Source organism: Zhengella sedimenti, from assembly GCF_046506625.1.
Classification (GTDB): Bacteria; Pseudomonadota; Alphaproteobacteria; order Rhizobiales; family Rhizobiaceae; genus Zhengella; species Zhengella sedimenti.
In genome coordinates this window covers 749103-767006 of the sequence record NZ_JBKFFP010000001.1, presented here as the reverse complement: position 1 = coordinate 767006, position 17904 = coordinate 749103, and the positions used below count along the sequence as shown (strand labels likewise).

The following is a 17904-nucleotide window of genomic DNA, read 5'->3' as shown; positions in this document are numbered from 1 at the left end:
CCTGTCAGGCGGCACGCCGTGCCGGTCCGTCGAGATGCTGGTCGGCAATCGCCTGACGCAGCGCCGCTGCCGGCGGTGTGACTTGCTGCGGGCCGGCGAGCGCTTCCAGCCGCGCACCGTCCAGCGAATGGGCGGTGCGCCACAGATAGTTCATCTTCACCACTTCCCGCACCACCGGCATGAACAGGCCAACCAGTTTCAGCATGGTCCAGTTGACATCGGCCCGCTTCAGGCGGCGTCCGGCCGCCTGTTCCGCGGCTGCGAGCATCTGCTCGCCCGTCAGCGTGTGGCCCGCGAAGTGGAAGCGTTCGAACCGCCCGAGTTCGGCGCGCCGCTCCGCCAAGGCCACGAACGCCCGCGCCAGGTCCGGCAGATAGGCAAAGGCATGCGGCAGGGTCCACGGTCCGGGCCAGGTGAACCTGTCCTTCTTGAGATCCTTCAGGATCATGAGGTCGAGCCAGGTCCCGCCCTTCGGTCCGCCGTAGAAATCGCCGGCCCGCAGGATGATGACCTGGACGCCCTCCTCCCGCGTGGCACGTTCCAGCCGTTCCTCCATGGCGATGCGGATGCGCGCCTTGTCCGTCGAGGCATTTTGCGGCGCGTCCTCATCCATGCCCATGCCGATCTCCAGGCCGAAATTGTAGACATTGCCGGGAATCATCAGCGTTGCACCATGGGCCTTGGCCGCCGCGATCGCGTTTTCCACCATGGGCAATACGGTGGTCTCCCACTTGTCATAGGCCGGGTTCGCGGCATGCAGGATGACATCCGCGCCCCGTGTTGCCGCTGTCAGGCTGGCCGCGTCATGGGCATCGCCGGCCACCGGCACGACGCCTGCCGGCATTTCCGAGACCCGCGTGCCGCGCCCGATACCCTTCACCGTCCAACCGGCCTGCACAAATGCCTCTCCGGCCGTGAACCCGATATGCCCTGCTGCTCCGATGATTGCGATGGTCGCCATGGTCTGTCTCCTTTGTTCGTTGATGCAGAGGAGATAAACCTGCTATTGATGCATGGAAATTGGAATTATATGCAGATTAGCTATTCAGGAATGAATGGATGGACGATTTTGACTGGAATCTGGTCAAGAGTTTCCTCGCCGTTGCCGAAACCGGTTCGCTCTCGGCCGCAGCACGCCGCCTGAAGGCCAGCCAGCCGACCCTTGGCCGCCACATGGCGGAACTGGAAGGCCGCCTCGGCGTCACCCTGTTCGAACGCCTGCCGCGTGGCATGGCGCTGACGAATGCCGGGACGGCATTGCTTGACCACGCCCGCCGCATTGCCGCCGATACCGCTGCCCTGTCGATGACGGCGACCGGCGCTGCGCAGGAGGTGGCCGGGGCGGTGCGCATCGCCGCCAGCCAGATCGTGGCGCATTTCCTCTTGCCCGATATCGTGACCGCCCTGCGCCGGGCGGAGCCCCGGCTAGAGGTGGAAATCGTCGCCTCCAATGCGATCCAGAACCTGCTGACCCGTGACGCCGATATCGCCATCCGCATGACACAACCGGCACAGGGCGAACTGATTGCCCGCAAGGTCGCCGATGTCGCCATGGGCGCCTTCGCCGCGCCGTCCTATCTGGAAACTGCGCCGCCGCTTGAAAGCGCAACCGACCTGCTGAACCACACCGTTCTCGGCTACGACCGCGACGACCTGATGATCCGGGGGTTCGCACAACTCGGCCACGCAGTCACACGAGACTTCTTTCCCGTGCGCACCGACGACCAGGTGCTGCACTGGCGGCTGGCCGAAGCCGGTGCCGGGATCGGCTTCAACCAGTTGTATGCCGGCCTGAAATCGCCCCATGTCGTGCGCGTCCTGCCCGACCTGCCGCTTGAGCCCCTGCCCATGTATCTCGCCGTCCACCGGGAACTGCGAACGAGCCTGCGCATCCGCCGCGCCTACGACTTCGTGGCCGATGCCCTGACCGCACTGCCGCTGTCGACGGGCCGGTGATCAGCCCCGCTCACCCCTCGAAACGGACAAGCAGGTCCTTGGCGTCGATCTGGTCGCCGGACTGCACCAGCACGTCCGCGACCGTGCCGTCGCGCTCGGCGTGAAGCGCCGTTTCCATCTTCATGGCCTCGATGGACACCAGCACGTCGCCCGCCTTCACCGCTTGGCCTGCCGAGACCGCCACGGTGGAGATGACGCCCGGCATCGGCGCGCCGACATGGGTCTCGTTGCCCGCATCGGCCTTGGGCCGCGTCTTGGCGGCCGATGCGCCATGGATGCGGTCCGGCACCTTCACCCGGCGCGGCTGGCCATTGAGCTCGAAGAAGACCGTGCGCATGCCTTTCTCGTCCGTATCGCCGATGGCCAGGCAACGTATGACCAGCGTCTTGCCCTTTTCCAGGTCGACGAAGATCTCCTGTTCCTGCTCGATACCGTAGAAATAGACCGGGGTCGGCAGCACGCTGACCGGACCGTATTCCTCCTGCGCATTGGCGAAATCGGTAAAGACCTTCGGATACATCAGCCAGGAGGCGAACTCGAACTCGGTGACCTCGCGGCCGAGCTTTTCCTCCAGTTCCGCGCGCATGGCATCGAGGTCGGCGTCGGCGAGCAGGGCGCCGGGCCGCTCGGTATAGGGCTTCTCGCCTTTCAGCGCCTTCTTCTGCAGCCCTTCCGGCCATCCGGCCGGCGGCTGGCCGAGGTCGCCCTTGAGCATGGACACCACCGAATCCGGGAAGGCGATGTCCTTCTGCGGGTTCTCCACGTCGGCGACGGATAGATCCTGGCTCACCATCATCAGCGCCATGTCGCCCACCACCTTGGAGGACGGCGTCACCTTGACGATGTCGCCGAACATCAGGTTGGCGTCGTGATAGGCGCGCGCGACGTCGTGCCAGCGCGTTTCCAGGCCCAGCGACCGCGCCTGTTCCTTCAGGTTGGTGAACTGCCCGCCGGGCATCTCGTGCAGGTAGACCTCGGAAGCCGGCCCCTTGAGGTCGCTCTCGAAGGCGGCATACTGGTTGCGCACTGCTTCCCAGTAGAAGGAGATGCGCCGGATCCATTCCGGATCGAGTCCCGGATCGCGCCCGGAACCCTTGAGCGCCTCCACGATGGAGCCGAGGCAGGGCTGCGACGTGTTGCCCGACAGCGCATCCATGGCCGCGTCCACGGCATCGACCCCGGAATCGACCGCCGCCAGCACCGTCGCCGCCGAGATGCCGGATGTGTCATGCGTGTGGAAATGGATCGGCAGGCCGGTTTCCTCGCGCAACGCCTTGAAAAGGACACGCGCCGCGGCGGGCTTCAGCAGGCCCGCCATGTCCTTGACCGCGATGATGTGCGCCCCGGCCTTCTCGAGGTCGCGGGCGAGCGACAGGTAGTACTTCAGGTCATATTGCGGACGGCCGGCATCCAGCAGATCGCCAGTATAGCAGATCGTCGCTTCGCACAGCTTGCCCTCCTCGCGCACCGCGTCCATCGAGACGCGCATGTTCTCCACCCAGTTCAGGCAGTCGAACACGCGGAACAGGTCCACACCGCCGGCCGCCGCCTGGCGCACGAAATGCTTGACCACATTGTCGGGATAATTGGTGTAGCCGACGCCGTTGGCCCCGCGCAGCAGCATCTGGAGCAGCAGGTTCGGCGCTCCTTCCCGGATCAGCGCGAGGCGTTCCCACGGATCCTCGGTCAGGAAGCGCATCGAGACGTCGAAGGTCGCCCCGCCCCAGCATTCCAGCGACAGCAGTTGCGGCAGCGCGCGGGCATAGGTGCCGGCGATGCGGGCGATGTCATGCGTGCGCATCCGCGTTGCCAGAAGCGACTGGTGCCCGTCGCGCATGGTCGTGTCCGTCATCAGCACCCGCGTTTCGGCGCGCATCCACGCGGCAAACTTTTCCGGCCCGTCCCGGTCGAGGCGCTGCTTCGTGCCTTCCGGCACGTTGCCGCCCACGAAGGGCAGGACCGGCGGCGCGGCATCGGCTTTCGGCATCGGCCGCCCGCGTGCTTCCGGGTGGCCGTTCACCGACACGTCCGCGATGTAGTTGAGCAGCTTGGTGGCCCGGTCGCGCCGTTTTACCTGGCTGAAGAGTTCCGGCGTCGAATCGATGAACCGCGTCGTGTAGGAATTGTCGCGGAAATGCGGATGGCCGATGATGGCTTCCAGAAAGGTGAGATTTGTCGCCACGCCGCGGATGCGGAATTCGCGCAGCGCCCGGTCCATGCGCAGGATCGCCTCGTCGGCCGTCGGCGCCCAGGCCGTGACCTTTTCCAGCAGCGGATCGTAGAACCGTGTGATGACCGCTCCGGAATAGGCCGTGCCGCCATCCAGCCGGATGCCGAAGCCGGTCGCGCCGCGATAGGCGGTGATGCGGCCATAGTCGGGAATGAAGTTCTGTTCGGGATCTTCCGTCGTGATCCGGCATTGCAGGGCGTGGCCGTTGAGCCAGATGTGCTCCTGCGCGGGAACGCCCGATTCCGGCGTACCGATGGCCGCACCTTCGAGAAGGTGGATCTGCGCCTTGACGATGTCGATGCCGGTGACTTCCTCCGTCACCGTATGCTCCACCTGGATGCGCGGATTGACCTCGATGAAATAGAAGGCACCGGTGTCGGCATCCATGAGGAATTCCACCGTGCCGGCGCCGACATAATCGGTGGCCCTGGCGATCTTCAGCGCATGTCCGGCCAGTTCCTGGCGCCGGGCGTCGTCGAGATAGGGCGCCGGCGCCCGCTCCACGACCTTCTGGTTGCGCCGCTGTATGGAACAGTCGCGCTCGAACAGGTGCACGGCATTGCCATGCGTGTCCCCAAGCACCTGCACCTCGACATGACGCGCCCGCTCGACCAGCTTTTCCAGATAGACCTCGTCCTTACCGAAGGCCGCCTTCGCCTCGCGCTTCGCCTCGCGCACCTCGCGCTCCAGGTCTGCCGCCGAACGGATGACGCGCATGCCGCGTCCGCCACCACCCCAGGAGGCTTTCAGCATGACCGGGAAGCCGACCTCCTCGGCCATGGCGCGCACACGGTCCATGTCGTCGGGCAGCGGCGGCGTGGCCGGAACAACCGGCACGCCGATCTCGACGGCGAGATCGCGCGCAGCGACCTTGTTGCCAAGACGCCGCATCGTCTCCGGCTTCGGGCCGATGAAGACGATGCCGTTGGCCGCGCAGGCCTCGGCGAATTCGGGGCTCTCCGACAACAGGCCGTAACCGGGATGGATGGCATCGGCGCCGGAAAGGCGCGCGACGCGGATCACCTCGTCGATCGACAGATAGGCCTCGATGGGACCGAGATCGCGGTCCAGATGCGGCCCGCGCCCGATCTGGTAACTCTCGTCCGCCTTGAAACGGTGCAGCGAATACTTGTCCTCCTCGGCCCAGATCGCGACCGTTCTGAGGCCGAGTTCATTGGCGGCGCGAAAGACGCGGATGGCGATTTCGGATCGGTTCGCGACAAGGATCTTGCGGATGGCCAAGGCGGAAATCTCCGTTTAAATCGTTTGAATTCGTATTCATAGCGCAGTCCGTGTTGCAATGCAAAACGGTAAAGCATTCGTATGATTGTTTGCCGGACATTTCCAGCGGCAATCGGCCCCGGACGCCCCCTGAAACAGAAAACCCGGCCCCTCGAAAGGGACCGGGTCCTGTCTGGCCTCGGAAAGGCCGGATCAGTTCATCTGGGTGTACTTGCCGTCAGACCACTCGTAGAAGACGTAGCCCGGCAGCGAGACGTCGCCCTTGTCGTCGAAGGACAGCGACCCGAGAACCGTGTTGAAGTCACCTTCGTTGAGCGCCTTGACCACCGGATCGAAATCGGTCGAACCGGCCGCCTTGACGGCGTCGGCCCAGGCCTGGATCGCGGCGTAGGTGTAGAGCACGTAGCCTTCGGTGGTCTTGCCGGCAGCTTCCAGCTTGTCCACGACAGCCTTGGCTTCCGGATAGCCGCGCGGATCCGGCGAGAAGGTCATCAGCGTGCCTTCGCCGGCATCGCCGGTGATCGCCCAGTACTCGTCGGTGACGAGGGCGTCACCGGAGACGAGCTGCAGATCCATGCCCTGCTCCTTGGCCTGGCGGGCCATCAGGCCGGCTTCGGTGTGGTAGCCGCCCACATACAGGACGCTGACGCCTTCGGCCTTCAGCTTGGAAATGAGCGCCGAATAGTCCTTTTCACCGGCGGTGTAGGCTTCATAGAGGGCCGGCGTGCCGCCGGCAGCCTCGAAGGCCGCCATCGTGGCGTCGGCAAGGCCCTTGCCGTAAGCGGTCTTGTCATGGACGAAGGCGATCTTCTGGTCGCCGAAATTGTCCTTGAGGTACTTGCCCGCAACGTCGCCCTGCTGGTCGTCACGGCCGCAGACGCGGAAGACGCCCGGTCCCGGACGTTCGTCGGTGAACTTCGGGTTGGTGGAGGCCGGCGAGATCTGCACGATGCCTTCGTCGGCATAGACGGCGGAGGCCGGGATCGACGAACCGGAGCAGAAATGGCCGGCCACGAAGACCACGCCCTGGCCGGCGAACTGGTTGGCCACCGCAACGGCCTGCTTCGGATCGCAGGCGTCGTCACCGACTTCCAGCTTCAGCATTTCGCCATTGATGCCGCCGGCGGCGTTGATGTCGGCGACGGCCTGTTCGGCGCCGGTCTTCATCTGCTCGCCGAAGGAGGCGTACTGGCCGGTCATCGGACCCGCCGTGGCGATGACGATCTCGGCGAGCGCCGGGGTGGAGAAAGCGAAGCTCAGCGCAACGCCAGCAAGAAGTGCCTTTTTCATGATGACTCCCATTTGCACCCTTAACGGTTTTCAGGCCGGCGCGGCGGGTGGGTATCCAGCTGCCGGCTATGCGGATTTCCGATCCGCTTGAGCGATATCAAAGCCCAAAACGAAACGGAAATAAAGCGCCCTGCATCCCTGTTTTTGTTTCTTTTTCCAACAGGCTTAACCGGGATGCCGGGATGCGCTCAACGCCTCTTCCAGGCGAGCGGGCCGCTGCGCGAGAAGGCGAAACGGTATTGTTCGGCCATCTGGCCGGCCCGCGTATAGCGGTATCCGGCATAGCCGATGATCACCAGCACGGCCAGGTCGACCAGATAGTACCAGGGCGCGATCAGGTTGCCCTCGAAGAGCGAAAAATGGATGAAGCGCACCGCGGCTGCCAGCAACACGAGGTAGATGGCGAAGCTTGCCATGGGCCGCCATGTTTGCGCCACCGCGCGCCCTGTCATGAAGGCGGCTCCGCCGCCCAGCACGCAGGTCACGACGAAAAACTCGAAGAAGCTGACTTCCCAGAGCAGCGACGGCGTATGTTCCATCCCGTTCCCCTTCGGCCCGAGGCCTTTTCGTTCGATGCGGGCGCCGCTCAGTGGCGGCCGCCCTCCAGATACGCGGCGCGCACTTCCTCGCGCTTGAGCAATTCCTGGCCGGTGCCGGACATGGTGACCACGCCATTGACCATGACATAGCCGCGATGCGCCAGCTTCAGCGCGTGGAATGCATTCTGCTCGACGAGGAAGACCGTCAGCCGCTCGTTCCGGTTCAGGTCGCGGATGGCATCGAAGATCTGCTTGACGATCAACGGAGCCAGGCCAAGCGACGGTTCGTCGAGGAGAAGCAGTTTCGGCCGGCTCATCAGCGCCCGCGCGATGGCCAGCATCTGCTGCTCGCCGCCCGAAAGCGTGCCGCCGCGCTGCGAGATGCGCTCCTTGAGGCGCGGAAACAACTCGAACACCTTCCGGAGGTCGTCGTCGAAATGCCTGTCATCGACGAGCGAGGCGCCCATCTGCAGGTTTTCCATCACGGTCATGCGCGGAAAGATGCGCCGGCCCTCCGGCGATTGCGCGATGCCGAGCCGCATGATCTCGTGCGTCGGCATGGTCGTGATGTCCTGTCCGTCGTAGAGGATCTGGCCCGTGCGCGCCTGCGGCTTGCCGCAGATCGTCATCATCAGGGTCGACTTGCCCGCGCCATTGGCGCCGATCAGGGTGACGATCTCGCCGCGATGGACATCGACATCCACGCCCTTGAGCGCGATGATCTTGCCGTAATAGGTCTCCACGCCGCGCACCTGGAGCATCAGGTCGGTCTGGTCGCTCATGCCTTGCCCCCTGTCTTGCCCTTGCCAGCGCGGCTGGTGGACACCTTGCCGGCGTCGACGCGCCGCGAAAATTCGGTATCGCCTCCTTCGGCAAGCTGTTTGGCCTGGCCGATCCAGTCCTCGCGCTCGATGCGCCCGGGGAAGGCCAGGTAGGCGCCCACCCATTCGGCTTCCGCCGCCGACCAGGCCGCGATCTGGGAGAAGTGGAAGATGCCGAGCGCATTCAGCTTCTTCTCGTTGGCCGGGCCCACGCCCTTGATGCGCGTCAGGTTGTCGGCATCGCCCTGGGCCGACGCGAGCACGGCCGGCTTGCTTCCGGGAAGCCCGGCTTCCGCCTTGCCGGCCGCTCCGCCGGTCCCTGCCGGCATCTCGCCGGTTGCCGCATGGGCGCTCATCGCCGCCATCGGCGATTGGGGCCGTTTCCGGTCGTCGGCCTTCGAAGCGTCGGCGTGCTTGACCTCCTTGAGATCCTCCAGGATTTCCGGATCGTCGATTTCCTCCTCGTCGTCGACGCCCAGATAGGCTGCGATGACTTTCGGATCGTTGCGCACCGCTTCGGCGCTGCCGTCGGAGATCTTCTGGCCGTAGTCGAGAACGACGACATGGTCCGAGATTTCCATCACGACGCCCATGTCGTGCTCGATCAGCAGGACCGACGTCTTGTGCTCGCCGCGGATATACTGGAGCAGTTCGTTCAGTTCCGCCGATTCACGCGGATTCAGGCCGGCCGCGGGTTCGTCGAGGCACAAGAGATGCGGCTGGGAGCACATGGCGCGCGCGATTTCCAGGCGCCGCTGGGCTCCATAGGGCAGATCGCCTGCCGGATCGTCGGCACGGTCGATCAGGCGCGTACGCTCCAGCCAGTAGACCGCCTTGTCGATGGCGCTCTTCTCCGCCTTGCGGTAGCCGGCGAGGCCGAGCAGGCCGCCGATCGTGAAACTGGACGCGTCCATCAGCATGTTGTGCTGGGCGACCAGCAGGTTCTCCAGAACCGTCATGCCGCCGAAAAGCCGGATGTTCTGGAAGGTGCGCGCGACCTTGGCCCGCGCCGAGATCTCGAAATCGGGCATCCGCTCCAAAAGGAACACCGCGCCGTTTTCTGTCTTGTCCCATTGCCGGTTGGTGCCGGTAAGCGCCTCTACGGCTTCCGGTTGCCGGCCCGGCCCGTGACGCATCACGATGCGCCCTTCCGTGGGCTTGTAGAAACCGGTCACACAGTTGAAGACGGTCGTCTTGCCCGCGCCGTTCGGGCCGATCAGCGCGGTGATGTCGCCGCGCCCGACATTGAACGACAGGTCGTTGATCGCCACCAGGCCGCCGAACCGCATCGTCAGGTGTTCGACCGTCAGCACGGGATCGGCGTCCCAGTTCGCGGCCGCGCCGGCGGCCTTGATGTCCATCGCCTCGGCCATGATCAATGCCCCTCGCCCTGCGCCACCATGTCGGCGCCGATTTTCTTCTTTTCCTTCAGAACGGCCGATGGTTCACGCGACGAGATCAGTCCGCGCGGTTTCCAGACCATGATGCCCACCATCGCCAGCCCGAAGATGAGCATGCGGTATTGCGTCGGCTCGAATCCGTCGCCGAAGATGTTCTGCAGGAAGCCCAGGTTGCGCAGCAGTTCGATGCCGCCGATCATGACCACCGAGGCGATGACGACGCCGATCTGCGAGCCCAGACCGCCCAGCACCACGATGGCCAGGATGATGGCCGACTCCAGGAAGGTGAAGCTTTCCGGCGAGATGAAGCCTTGCCGCGTGGCGAAGAACGAGCCGGCGAAGCCGCCGAACATGGCGCCGAGCGCGAACGCCGTCAGCTTCGTGTTGGTCGTGTTGATGCCCAGCGACCGGCAGGCGATTTCGTCCTCGCGCAGCGCTTCCCAGGCACGCCCGATCGGCATCTTGCGCATCCGCATCGTCACCAGGTTGGTGATGATCGCCAGGATGAAGATGATGTAATAGAGGAAGATGAAGCGCTGGATCGGATCGTAGGCGATGCCGAAGAAGTCGGCGAAACCGCCCTCCCCGCGCTTGAACTCCAGGCCGAACAGCGTCGGCTTGGGAATGCCCGAAATGCCGTCCGGGCCGCCGGTGAACTCGTACCAGTTGAGCAGCACGACACGGATGATCTCGCCGAAGGCCAGCGTCACGATGGCCAGGTAGTCGCCGCGCAGCCTGAGCACCGGGAAGCCGAGGATGAGGCCCCAGAAGGCCGCCAGGACGCCCGCCAGCGGCAAGGCCATCCAGAAGCCGAACTCGAAATACTGCGCCAGCAGCGCGAACGAATAGGCCCCCACGGCGTAGAAGGCGACGTAGCCGAGATCCAGCAGGCCGGCGAGGCCCACCACGATGTTCAGGCCCCAGCCGAGCATGATGTAGGTCATGATCAGGATGGCCAGGTCGATGAACTGGCGGTCCTGCTGCGGAAAGAACGTCGTGAAGAAGAAAGGCAGCACGAGCGCGAAGGCGAACAGGATGCGCTTGAGCCACCAGGCCACCCGCTCGGCGGTGTCGCCGCCCGGTGCCGCGGCCGCGACGCGCCGCGTCACCGGCTTGTGCGTCTTGAAGACGAAGATGTTGAGCGCGAGGCGGCCCGCGAATACGATCACGATGGCCGCGATGAACAGTCCCCAGCGCGTGGTGAGCACCAGGCCTCCCGGCGCGATGTCGGTCCGCAAGCCGAGAAAGAAGAAGCCGAGCACACCGGTCAGCAGCGCGGCGAGGAAAGCGTCGCGCAGGGATTCCGCCATGGAGTTGGGATCCTTGGCCGGCACGATTTCCGGCGCCGCGCGCCGCTCCTCTTCAAGCCGCTGGGCGCCTTCGGGCGTGGTGGTTTCGGTTGGCTGGTGCACCATCAGACCTTCTCCACTTCCGGTTTGCCAAGCAGGCCCGAGGGCAGGAAGATCAGCACGATCGCCAGGATCGAGAAGGCCGCCACGTCCTTGTATTCCACGGTGAAGTAGCCTGACCAGAACACCTCGATCAGGCCGATCAGCAGGCCGCCGAGCATGGCCCCGGGCAGCGATCCGATGCCGCCGAGCACCGCGGCGGTGAAGGCTTTTACGCCGGCCAGGAAGCCGATGTAGAAGTCGATGACCCCGTAGAGGAGCAGGAACATGAGACCGGCCACCGCGGCCAGCGCGGCGCCCATGACGAAGGTCAGCGAGATCGTCCGGTCGACATTGACCCCGAGCAGCGCGGCCATCTTCTGATCCTGCTCGCAGGCGCGTTGCGCACGGCCCAGCGGCGTCTTGGTGATCAGCAGGGTGAAGCCGATCATCAGCGCCGTCGTCAGCACGATGATGAGGATCTGCATGTAGGAAAGCTGCACCACGATGGGCCCGTTTTCCGTCACGCCCTCCATGATGGTGACGCCGCCGGAGACGATCGGCTGCAGCGGCTTCACGCGCGCGCCCTGCGTCACCTGCACGAAGTTCTGCAGGACGATCGACATGCCGATCGCCGTGATCAGCGGCGCCAGCCGGAACGAGCCGCGCAACGGCCGGTAGGCCAGGCGCTCCACCGTCCAGCCCCAGGCCGCCGTGAAGATCATCGAGATGACCAGCACGATGAGCAGGGCCAGGATGATGAAGCCGATGCTCGACGCGGCGGTGAGACCGATGGCAACGATCAGCGCCAGTGCGATGAACGAGCCCACCATGAAGATGTCGCCATGCGCGAAGTTGATCATGCCGATGATGCCGTACACCATCGTGTAGCCGATCGCGATCAGCCCGTAGATCGAGCCGAGCGTCAGCCCGTTGATGAGCTGCTGGACGAAATATTCCATGCCGTTCCCCTGTTGCCCGGCCGCCTCTGACGGACAGTCCGGAAGCGCCGTCTGGCGCTGGACCAGTTTGTTATTCTTAGCGGCTCGCTCCCACAACACAACCGGCTTTGGCAAAGCCGTCGAATTGCGCGGCTACCCCCTCATCCCCGCCGCTTCCCGCGGCATTTTGCGAATTCCTAGCACCGGATTTCCGAAAAGTCCTTGCATCCTTCCCGTTATTTTTCACGCCCGGTTGCTGATTCTTGCAAAACATGGCCCTTGGATGCCGTTTTGTTGCAGAAAGGCATGATTCGGACTGTCGCGGCTGCGGACCGTCAGACAACCGAAAAGCCCCGGCAGAACGGGTCGCGGTCATCGATGAAGATCGTGTTCAGCCCGGTCATCACCGCCCAGCCCGCGATGGACGGCACGATGGCCGGCCGGCCGGCGACCGCCGTCGCCGCCTCCACCCGGCCATGGAAAAGCGATCCGATGATCGATTCGTGCACGAAATCGTCGCCGGGCTTCAGTTCACCGCGCGCCGCCAGTTGCGCCATGCGCGCCGAGGTTCCGGTTCCGCAGGGACTGCGGTCGATCGCCTTGTCGCCGTAGAAAACGGCGTTGCGCGCATGCGCGCCCGTCACGGTCGGCTTGCCTGTCCACAACACGTGGGTCACACGGTTGATCTCCGGCTTCTCCGGGTGGGCCAGCGTGTAGGCCTCGTTGAGCCGCTGCCGGATGACCGGGCTCCAGGCGATGAAATCCGCCGCCGAATGATCCGCCATGTCGCGAAAATTGGCCTGCGGCTCCACGATGGCGTAGAAATTGCCGCCATAGGCGACATCGACCGTCAGCGGCCCGAGCACGGGACAATCCACCTCCCAGCCGGTGGCGTGGAGCCAGGCCGGCACGTTGGTCAGCCGGACCTCGCGCACGTATTCGCCGTCCATGCTGTATTCGGCCTTCACCGGTCCCGCCGGCGTGTCCAGCATCAGCACGCCGGGGGTCCTTGGCCGCACCAGTCCGTGCTCCACGGCCATGGTCACCGTGCCGATCGTGCCGTGCCCGCACATCGGCAGGCAGCCCGATGTCTCGATATAGAGGACGCCCACATCGCAGTCGTCGCGCGTCGGCGGATAGAGGATCGCGCCCGACATCATGTCATGGCCGCGCGGTTCGAACATCAGCCCCGTGCGGATCCAGTCGTGATGGGCCAGGAAATCGGCGCGCCGCTCCATCATGGTCGCGCCTTTCAGCAACGGTCCGCCGCCGGCCACGAGGCGCACAGGGTTTCCGCAGGTGTGTCCGTCGATACAGAAGAAGGAATGGCGCGCCATGGATTGTCCTCAGAACCGTTGCGCGGAATAGGGCGACAGGTCGATGGCCGGAGCCTGCCCGCAAACGAGGTCGCGCACAAGGCGCGCGGTCGCCGCCGCCTGCGTCAGGCCAAGGTGTCCATGGCCGAAGGCATGGACGATGGCGGGACCGGCGCGCGACGCGCCGATGACCGGCAGCGAGTCGGGCAGCGACGGGCGGTAGCCCATCCATTCCCGCCCGCCTTCTGTCTTCAGCGCGGGCAGGAAGCGTTTCGCCTTGTCCAGCATGGCGCGGCTGCGGCGATAGTCCGGCGGCAGGCTCAGCCCGCCCAGCTCCACCGCTCCGCCGATGCGGATGCCTGTCTCCAGCGGCGTGGCGACAAAGCCGTGGTCGCAGAAGACAAGCTGGCGCCTGAGGTCGAAGGCACCGGGCGGAAGCGTCGTGTTGTAGCCGCGTTCGGTCTCCAGCGGTATGCGGTCGCCAAGCGGCGCGGCAAGCCGGTGCGACCATGCGCCGGCGGCGATGACGACGCGATCGGCTGTGAGCCTTCTGCCATCGCCAAGGCGGACGGACGGTCCGTCCGGGGCCATCTCCACGCTCTCGACGCCGGCCTGGACGAAATGCGCACCGCGCGATTGCGCGAAGGAGAAGAGCGCCTTGCCGAACAACTGCGGGTCGGACACGGTCATCCAGCCGGGAACGAAGACGCCCCTGGCGAAATGATCCGACAGGCCGGGCTGGAAATCGGCCAGTTGCGCCTTGTCCACCACCTCGAAGGCAACGCCTTGGCGCTCGCGCGCCGCATAGCCGGCCCTTGCTCCGTTGAAGCTGGCTTCGCTGTCGTAAAGTTCAAGGCAGCCGTCGCGCCGCACATGCCCTTCCGTTCCGGTCAACGCGGTCAGCACGGCCCATTCGCTGCGCGCCAGTTCCATCAACTGCGCCTGGGCGGACAGCGCCGCCTCGAACCGGCCCGGACGGCCCGCCGCCAGGAAGCGCAGGAGCCAGGGCAGGACCGGCAGGAAATGGCGCGGCGGGATGGAAAGCGGCCCCAGCGGATCCATCAGCCAGCGTGGCACCTGCCTGAGCATTCCCTTCTGCGCCAGCGGCAGCAGGTCGGAAAAGGCGAAGGCCGCCGCGTTGCCGGCACTCGTCTCCTCGCAGATGCCGGAGCGGTCCACCACCGTCACCGCATGGCCCTCGCCCGCCAGACGCGCGGCGGCCGCGGCGCCGATGATGCCGCCGCCGACGATGAGGACGGAGGGTTTGCCTTGCGTCATGGTGAACCTGTCAAAAATCCGGCAGAACGGGCCGGCTGTCCAGCGCCGAGCGGATCACCGCCTCGACCTGTGCCCGGCGGTCGCCCGACAACGGCCGGCGCGGCGCGCGTACCCGGTCATTCGTGCCGATGGCATGGACCTCCGCCAGCTTGATGTTCTGCACCAGATAGGTGGAAACGTCGAGATCGAGCAGCGGCCGGAACCAGCGGTAGATGGCCAGCGCCTCGGCCTGCCGGCCCTGCTTCATGAGTTGGTAGATGGCAACGGTCTCGCGCGGGAAGGCGGTGACGAGTCCGGCCACCCAGCCGACGGCGCCCACGGCCAGCGCCTCGAAGGCCAGGTTGTCGACACCGGTGAAGAGATCGTAGCGGTCGCCCAGACGGTTGATGATGTCGGTGGAGCGGCGGATGTCGTCGGAGCTTTCCTTGACCGCGACGAAGCGCCAGTCATCGGCCAGTTCCTCCATCATGTCGACCGAGACGTCGACACGGTAAGCGATGCGGTTGGAATAGATCATCACCGGCAGGTCGCCGGCGTCCGCCACCGCCCGCAGGCCGGCCACCGCCTCGTCGCGGTCGGCATGATAGACCATGGACGGCACGACCATCAGCCCGTCCGCCCCGGCGGCCTTCGCCTCGCGGGCCCTTTCGCAGGCCTCGCGCGTGCCCGCCTCGTTGATCGTCATGAGCACCGGCCTGCCCCCGGCCACCGCCCTCGCCGTCTTGAAGACCGCCAGCTTTTCCTCCGGCGAGAGCATCGGCCCCTCGCCCAGCGAACCGCCGACGATGATGCCGTCGCAGCCTGCTTCCATCTGCAGGCCGAAACAGCGCTCCATTTCTGCGTGATCGAGTTCATCGGTTTCGGTGAACTTGGTCGTCACCGCCGGAAAAACACCTTGCCACATATCTTGTCTCCCTGATCGTTGCATGTGATATATCAGAGCCGGAAGCAGGCGGTCAAGCCTGATATATCAGTTGATGGAAACGCGATGCCGCAGGCGGATGACATCCTTGAAACGCCCCCTCCAGCGCCGGAAAGCCAGGCGGATGCAGCCTATCGCCTTCTGGAAGAAGCGCTGGTGACGCTGGATCTCGAACCTGGCAGCGATGTGACGGAAGGCGCGTTGATCGCCCGTGTCGCGCTTGGCCGCACACCCGTGCGCGAGGCCATCCAGCGCCTTGCCTGGGAAGGCCTGCTGGAGATCCGCCCTCGGGCGGGCATCCGCGTCGCCCCGCTGGTCGAAAGCGACTGGAACAAGGTGCTGGAAGCGCGCCGCGGCGTCGAGGCCGTGCTTGCCCGCGCCGCCGCGCACAACCTGACGCCTGCCGCCGCACAAGGGTTCGCCGGCGCAGCAAGGGCCATGCAGAAGGCAGTGGCAGACCGTGATACCCGCGCCTTCCTCGAAGCCGACAAGGCCTTCGACCTGGCCCTCGCGCAAGCCGCGGACAATGTCTATGCGGCCCGCCTGGCCGCACCGCTGCAGAGCCATTCGCGCCGCTTCTGGTTTGCCGCCGCGCGTCCAGACAGCCTCGCGGAGGCTGCCGCCCATCACCTCGACCTGATCAACGCCATCCTGGAGCGCGACGGGGACCTCGCCCATGACGAGGCCCTGCGCCTGATGGCGCTGCTGGAGGCGATGGCAAGGGGACGGTAACGATCCATTGCCCGGGCAATCCGGCATGTCGGGCCGCCAAAATGATCTGCCGATGCAATTTCGTGGTTCCGTCCGATTGGATGTTGCCGACAGCCTATTCCCCGTCCAGCAACGAGATGAACTTCGCCGCGAGGTTCAGATGCGCCCGCTCATGCGTCCAGTTCTCGCTGTCATGTTCAAGCCAAGCAGGATAGGCGGTGACAACGACCACGAGGTTCTGGTCATGCACCAGGCCATAAAATTGCCCCCCGTGACCCCAGGCGAAATTGATCCGATGGTTTCCTGCGGAGGCTTGCCACCACTGATAGCCATAACCGAGATCCCGCAGGTACCGGCCGGCATGGCTCAGATGCTGCGTCGTGACCCAGGCATCGCTCGAGTAATCGGCCAGGGATTCGGAAACCCAGTCCGCAGGGATCACCTGCCGGCCCATGAAGCGCCCACCATCGAGATAGAGCTGGGCAAACCGGGCGGCCGTGCGCGGGGTCAGGTGAACGAGCGGGTAGTGAAAATCCTGCCCGTGCTCCCACTTGCCGAAGCGGACGTCCAGCGGTTGCAGCAGGTGCGCGGCTGCAAACTCGTCCAGCGCGCTGCCACAGGCCCTGGTGACGATCACGCCAAGCAGATCGGTTGAAAAGTTGGAATAATTGAATTGGGTGCCCGGATCGGCCACCAGCGGAAAATCCCGCAACGGCGCCAGATGGTCACCCGCCATCAACTGCTTCCACAGCGCCGGATCGGTTTCCTCCCAAGGCAGGCCGCTGCGCATCTGCAGAACCTGCCGGATGGTGATGTCCGATTTGCGCGGATCGGTGATCTGGCCAGCGAGTTCGGGAAGGAATCCCAGGATCGGGGCATCCAGATCGGACAGGCAGCCTTCGCGCTGCGCCAGTCCGACAAGTGCCGAAAAGATCGACTTTGCGGCTGACTGGATGAGCGTGGCGCCGTCGATCCTGCCTTCATTGAAGTATTTCTCGGCCACGAGCTTGCCGTTCTTGAGAACCAGGACACTGTAGAGTCGCGGCAGGGCATCCGCTTCGCGATACAGTTCTGCCAGCAGCACCGGGTCGAGCCCTTCGGCTTCGGGCGTGGAGATCGCGAAGTCGTCGCCACTGACCGGCGCGAAGTCGATTCCGGAAAGATCATCTGAGGACGGGCGCAACATGCGTGCGATTTCCGGCTTCGCGGCCGCAACCTTGCCGGAATCGAGGCGAAATCCGAGCGGCGCAAGGCCAGCGCGAAGCTGGCTGAAGATCTCTTCGTCTTCCGGAAGCGGTGCCGCTGCATAGTCATAGGCGGTCGCGCCGCTTGCACTTCGCAAGTACCGGGCGGCGCCTGCGTCAAGCAAGGCCCGAACGATTTCCTCGCGTCCGAGAAAGGCGGCGATATGCAAGGGGTTGGAGCCCTGCGCATCGGTCAGGGCCGGATCGGCTCCGGCAGCAAGCAGGGCCGCCGCAACCGCGGGCTTGTCGAACACCGTCGCGATGATCAGCGCCGTCGAACCGAAATCGTCGCGCTGGTTGAGGTCGGATCCTGCAAGGATATGTTGCTCGATCGCCGCAACGTCGCCCGTCAGCGCCGCTGCCGGCAATGAAATGGCGGGGGGCTGGTTGGCGGCACTGGCAAGTGGAACGGTCAGCAAACAGATGGCCGCAAAGGCAGCGATGAATATCCTCGACAATGCGTGTCCCTCCTTGGAGCGGACGGCCTTGTTTGAAAGTATAGCCCGCCGGCCGCGATCCAACAACTGTTGCCCCGGCAGGCAGGCGGACTCGCCGTGCGGACGCCGCCTTGCTGGCATGGTCATGTATTCGCCAAGAAAAAAGGCGGCCCGCCGGGCCGCCCTTTG

General features: G+C 65.1%; 14 protein-coding genes. 2 read left to right on the top strand and 12 right to left on the bottom strand.

The window, feature by feature from the left end; genetic code table 11:
- Window positions 1-4: 4 nt before the first annotated feature.
- Window positions 5-961: an NmrA family NAD(P)-binding protein gene (locus ACLB6G_RS03820; RefSeq protein WP_410354777.1), complete on the bottom strand. Its 957-nt coding sequence runs from the start codon at window positions 959-961 to the stop codon at window positions 5-7.
- A 98-nt stretch (window positions 962-1059) separates the two neighbouring features.
- Here ACLB6G_RS03820 and ACLB6G_RS03815 point away from each other — a divergent pair, with 98 nt between their 5' ends.
- Entirely contained in the window at window positions 1060-1956 is an 897-nt protein-coding gene (locus ACLB6G_RS03815; protein WP_410354776.1) for a LysR family transcriptional regulator, read from the top strand.
- A gap of 10 nt (window positions 1957-1966) precedes the next feature.
- Here the strand turns inward: ACLB6G_RS03815 and pyc are convergent, their stop codons facing one another.
- The 10 genes from pyc to ACLB6G_RS03765 form a co-directional block, all read right to left on the bottom strand.
- A complete protein-coding gene (gene pyc, locus ACLB6G_RS03810) occupies window positions 1967-5428 on the bottom strand; it encodes a pyruvate carboxylase (RefSeq protein WP_410354775.1) in 3462 nt (1153 codons plus the stop codon).
- Window positions 5429-5620: 192 nt separating this feature from the next.
- Entirely contained in the window at window positions 5621-6718 is a 1098-nt protein-coding gene (locus ACLB6G_RS03805; RefSeq protein WP_410354774.1) for a branched-chain amino acid ABC transporter substrate-binding protein, read from the bottom strand.
- Between the two features lie 188 nt (window positions 6719-6906).
- On the bottom strand, window positions 6907-7257 hold the full coding sequence (locus ACLB6G_RS03800; protein ID WP_410354773.1) for a DUF6867 family protein: 351 nt from the start codon (window positions 7255-7257) through the stop codon (window positions 6907-6909).
- Window positions 7258-7304: 47 nt separating this feature from the next.
- The gene (locus ACLB6G_RS03795; RefSeq protein WP_410354772.1) at window positions 7305-8039 is read right to left on the bottom strand and encodes an ABC transporter ATP-binding protein; all 735 of its coding nucleotides are present in this window, start codon (window positions 8037-8039) and stop codon (window positions 7305-7307) included.
- A complete protein-coding gene (locus tag ACLB6G_RS03790; protein ID WP_410354771.1) occupies window positions 8036-9451 on the bottom strand; it encodes an ATP-binding cassette domain-containing protein in 1416 nt (471 codons plus the stop codon). Before ACLB6G_RS03790 ends, ACLB6G_RS03795 begins: the two co-directional genes overlap by 4 nt.
- A gap of 2 nt (window positions 9452-9453) precedes the next feature.
- Window positions 9454-10893: a high-affinity branched-chain amino acid ABC transporter permease LivM gene (livM, locus tag ACLB6G_RS03785; protein WP_410354770.1), complete on the bottom strand. Its 1440-nt coding sequence runs from the start codon at window positions 10891-10893 to the stop codon at window positions 9454-9456.
- Entirely contained in the window at window positions 10893-11828 is a 936-nt protein-coding gene (locus ACLB6G_RS03780) for an ABC transporter permease subunit (RefSeq protein WP_410354769.1), read from the bottom strand. Before ACLB6G_RS03780 ends, livM begins: the two co-directional genes overlap by 1 nt.
- Window positions 11829-12142: 314 nt before the next feature.
- The gene (locus tag ACLB6G_RS03775) at window positions 12143-13144 is read right to left on the bottom strand and encodes a 4-hydroxyproline epimerase (protein WP_410354768.1); all 1002 of its coding nucleotides are present in this window, start codon (window positions 13142-13144) and stop codon (window positions 12143-12145) included.
- Window positions 13145-13153: 9 nt separating this feature from the next.
- Window positions 13154-14401 (bottom strand): NAD(P)/FAD-dependent oxidoreductase, encoded by a 1248-nt coding sequence (locus tag ACLB6G_RS03770; RefSeq protein WP_410354767.1) that lies wholly within the window; start codon window positions 14399-14401, stop codon window positions 13154-13156.
- Between the two features lie 10 nt (window positions 14402-14411).
- A complete protein-coding gene (locus ACLB6G_RS03765; protein WP_410354766.1) occupies window positions 14412-15305 on the bottom strand; it encodes a dihydrodipicolinate synthase family protein in 894 nt (297 codons plus the stop codon).
- Window positions 15306-15389: 84 nt separating this feature from the next.
- On the opposite strand from ACLB6G_RS03765, the gene ACLB6G_RS03760 reads away from it, so the two are divergent.
- A complete protein-coding gene (locus tag ACLB6G_RS03760; RefSeq protein WP_410354765.1) occupies window positions 15390-16055 on the top strand; it encodes a GntR family transcriptional regulator in 666 nt (221 codons plus the stop codon).
- 94 nt (window positions 16056-16149) lie between these two features.
- Here the strand turns inward: ACLB6G_RS03760 and ACLB6G_RS03755 are convergent, their stop codons facing one another.
- On the bottom strand, window positions 16150-17736 hold the full coding sequence (locus ACLB6G_RS03755) for a serine hydrolase (RefSeq protein WP_410354764.1): 1587 nt from the start codon (window positions 17734-17736) through the stop codon (window positions 16150-16152).
- Between the last annotated feature and the right edge of the window lie 168 nt (window positions 17737-17904).

Excerpts from the sequence above, each read along its gene's own strand:
- ACLB6G_RS03820 (WP_410354777.1), bottom strand. The coding sequence starts at position 961 with ATGGCGACCATCGCAATCATCGGAGCAGCAGGGCATATCGGGTTCACG.
- ACLB6G_RS03815 (WP_410354776.1), top strand. The coding sequence starts at position 1,060 with ATGGACGATTTTGACTGGAATCTGGTCAAGAGTTTCCTCGCCGTTGCC.
- ACLB6G_RS03805 (WP_410354774.1), bottom strand. The coding sequence starts at position 6,718 with ATGAAAAAGGCACTTCTTGCTGGCGTTGCGCTGAGCTTCGCTTTCTCC.
- ACLB6G_RS03800 (WP_410354773.1), bottom strand. The coding sequence starts at position 7,257 with ATGGAACATACGCCGTCGCTGCTCTGGGAAGTCAGCTTCTTCGAGTTT.
- ACLB6G_RS03795 (WP_410354772.1), bottom strand. The coding sequence starts at position 8,039 with ATGAGCGACCAGACCGACCTGATGCTCCAGGTGCGCGGCGTGGAGACC.
- ACLB6G_RS03790 (WP_410354771.1), bottom strand. The coding sequence starts at position 9,451 with ATGGCCGAGGCGATGGACATCAAGGCCGCCGGCGCGGCCGCGAACTGG.
- livM (WP_410354770.1), bottom strand. The coding sequence starts at position 10,893 with ATGGTGCACCAGCCAACCGAAACCACCACGCCCGAAGGCGCCCAGCGG.
- ACLB6G_RS03780 (WP_410354769.1), bottom strand. The coding sequence starts at position 11,828 with ATGGAATATTTCGTCCAGCAGCTCATCAACGGGCTGACGCTCGGCTCG.
- ACLB6G_RS03775 (WP_410354768.1), bottom strand. The coding sequence starts at position 13,144 with ATGGCGCGCCATTCCTTCTTCTGTATCGACGGACACACCTGCGGAAAC.
- ACLB6G_RS03770 (WP_410354767.1), bottom strand. The coding sequence starts at position 14,401 with ATGACGCAAGGCAAACCCTCCGTCCTCATCGTCGGCGGCGGCATCATC.
- ACLB6G_RS03765 (WP_410354766.1), bottom strand. The coding sequence starts at position 15,305 with ATGTGGCAAGGTGTTTTTCCGGCGGTGACGACCAAGTTCACCGAAACC.
- ACLB6G_RS03760 (WP_410354765.1), top strand. The coding sequence starts at position 15,390 with ATGCCGCAGGCGGATGACATCCTTGAAACGCCCCCTCCAGCGCCGGAA.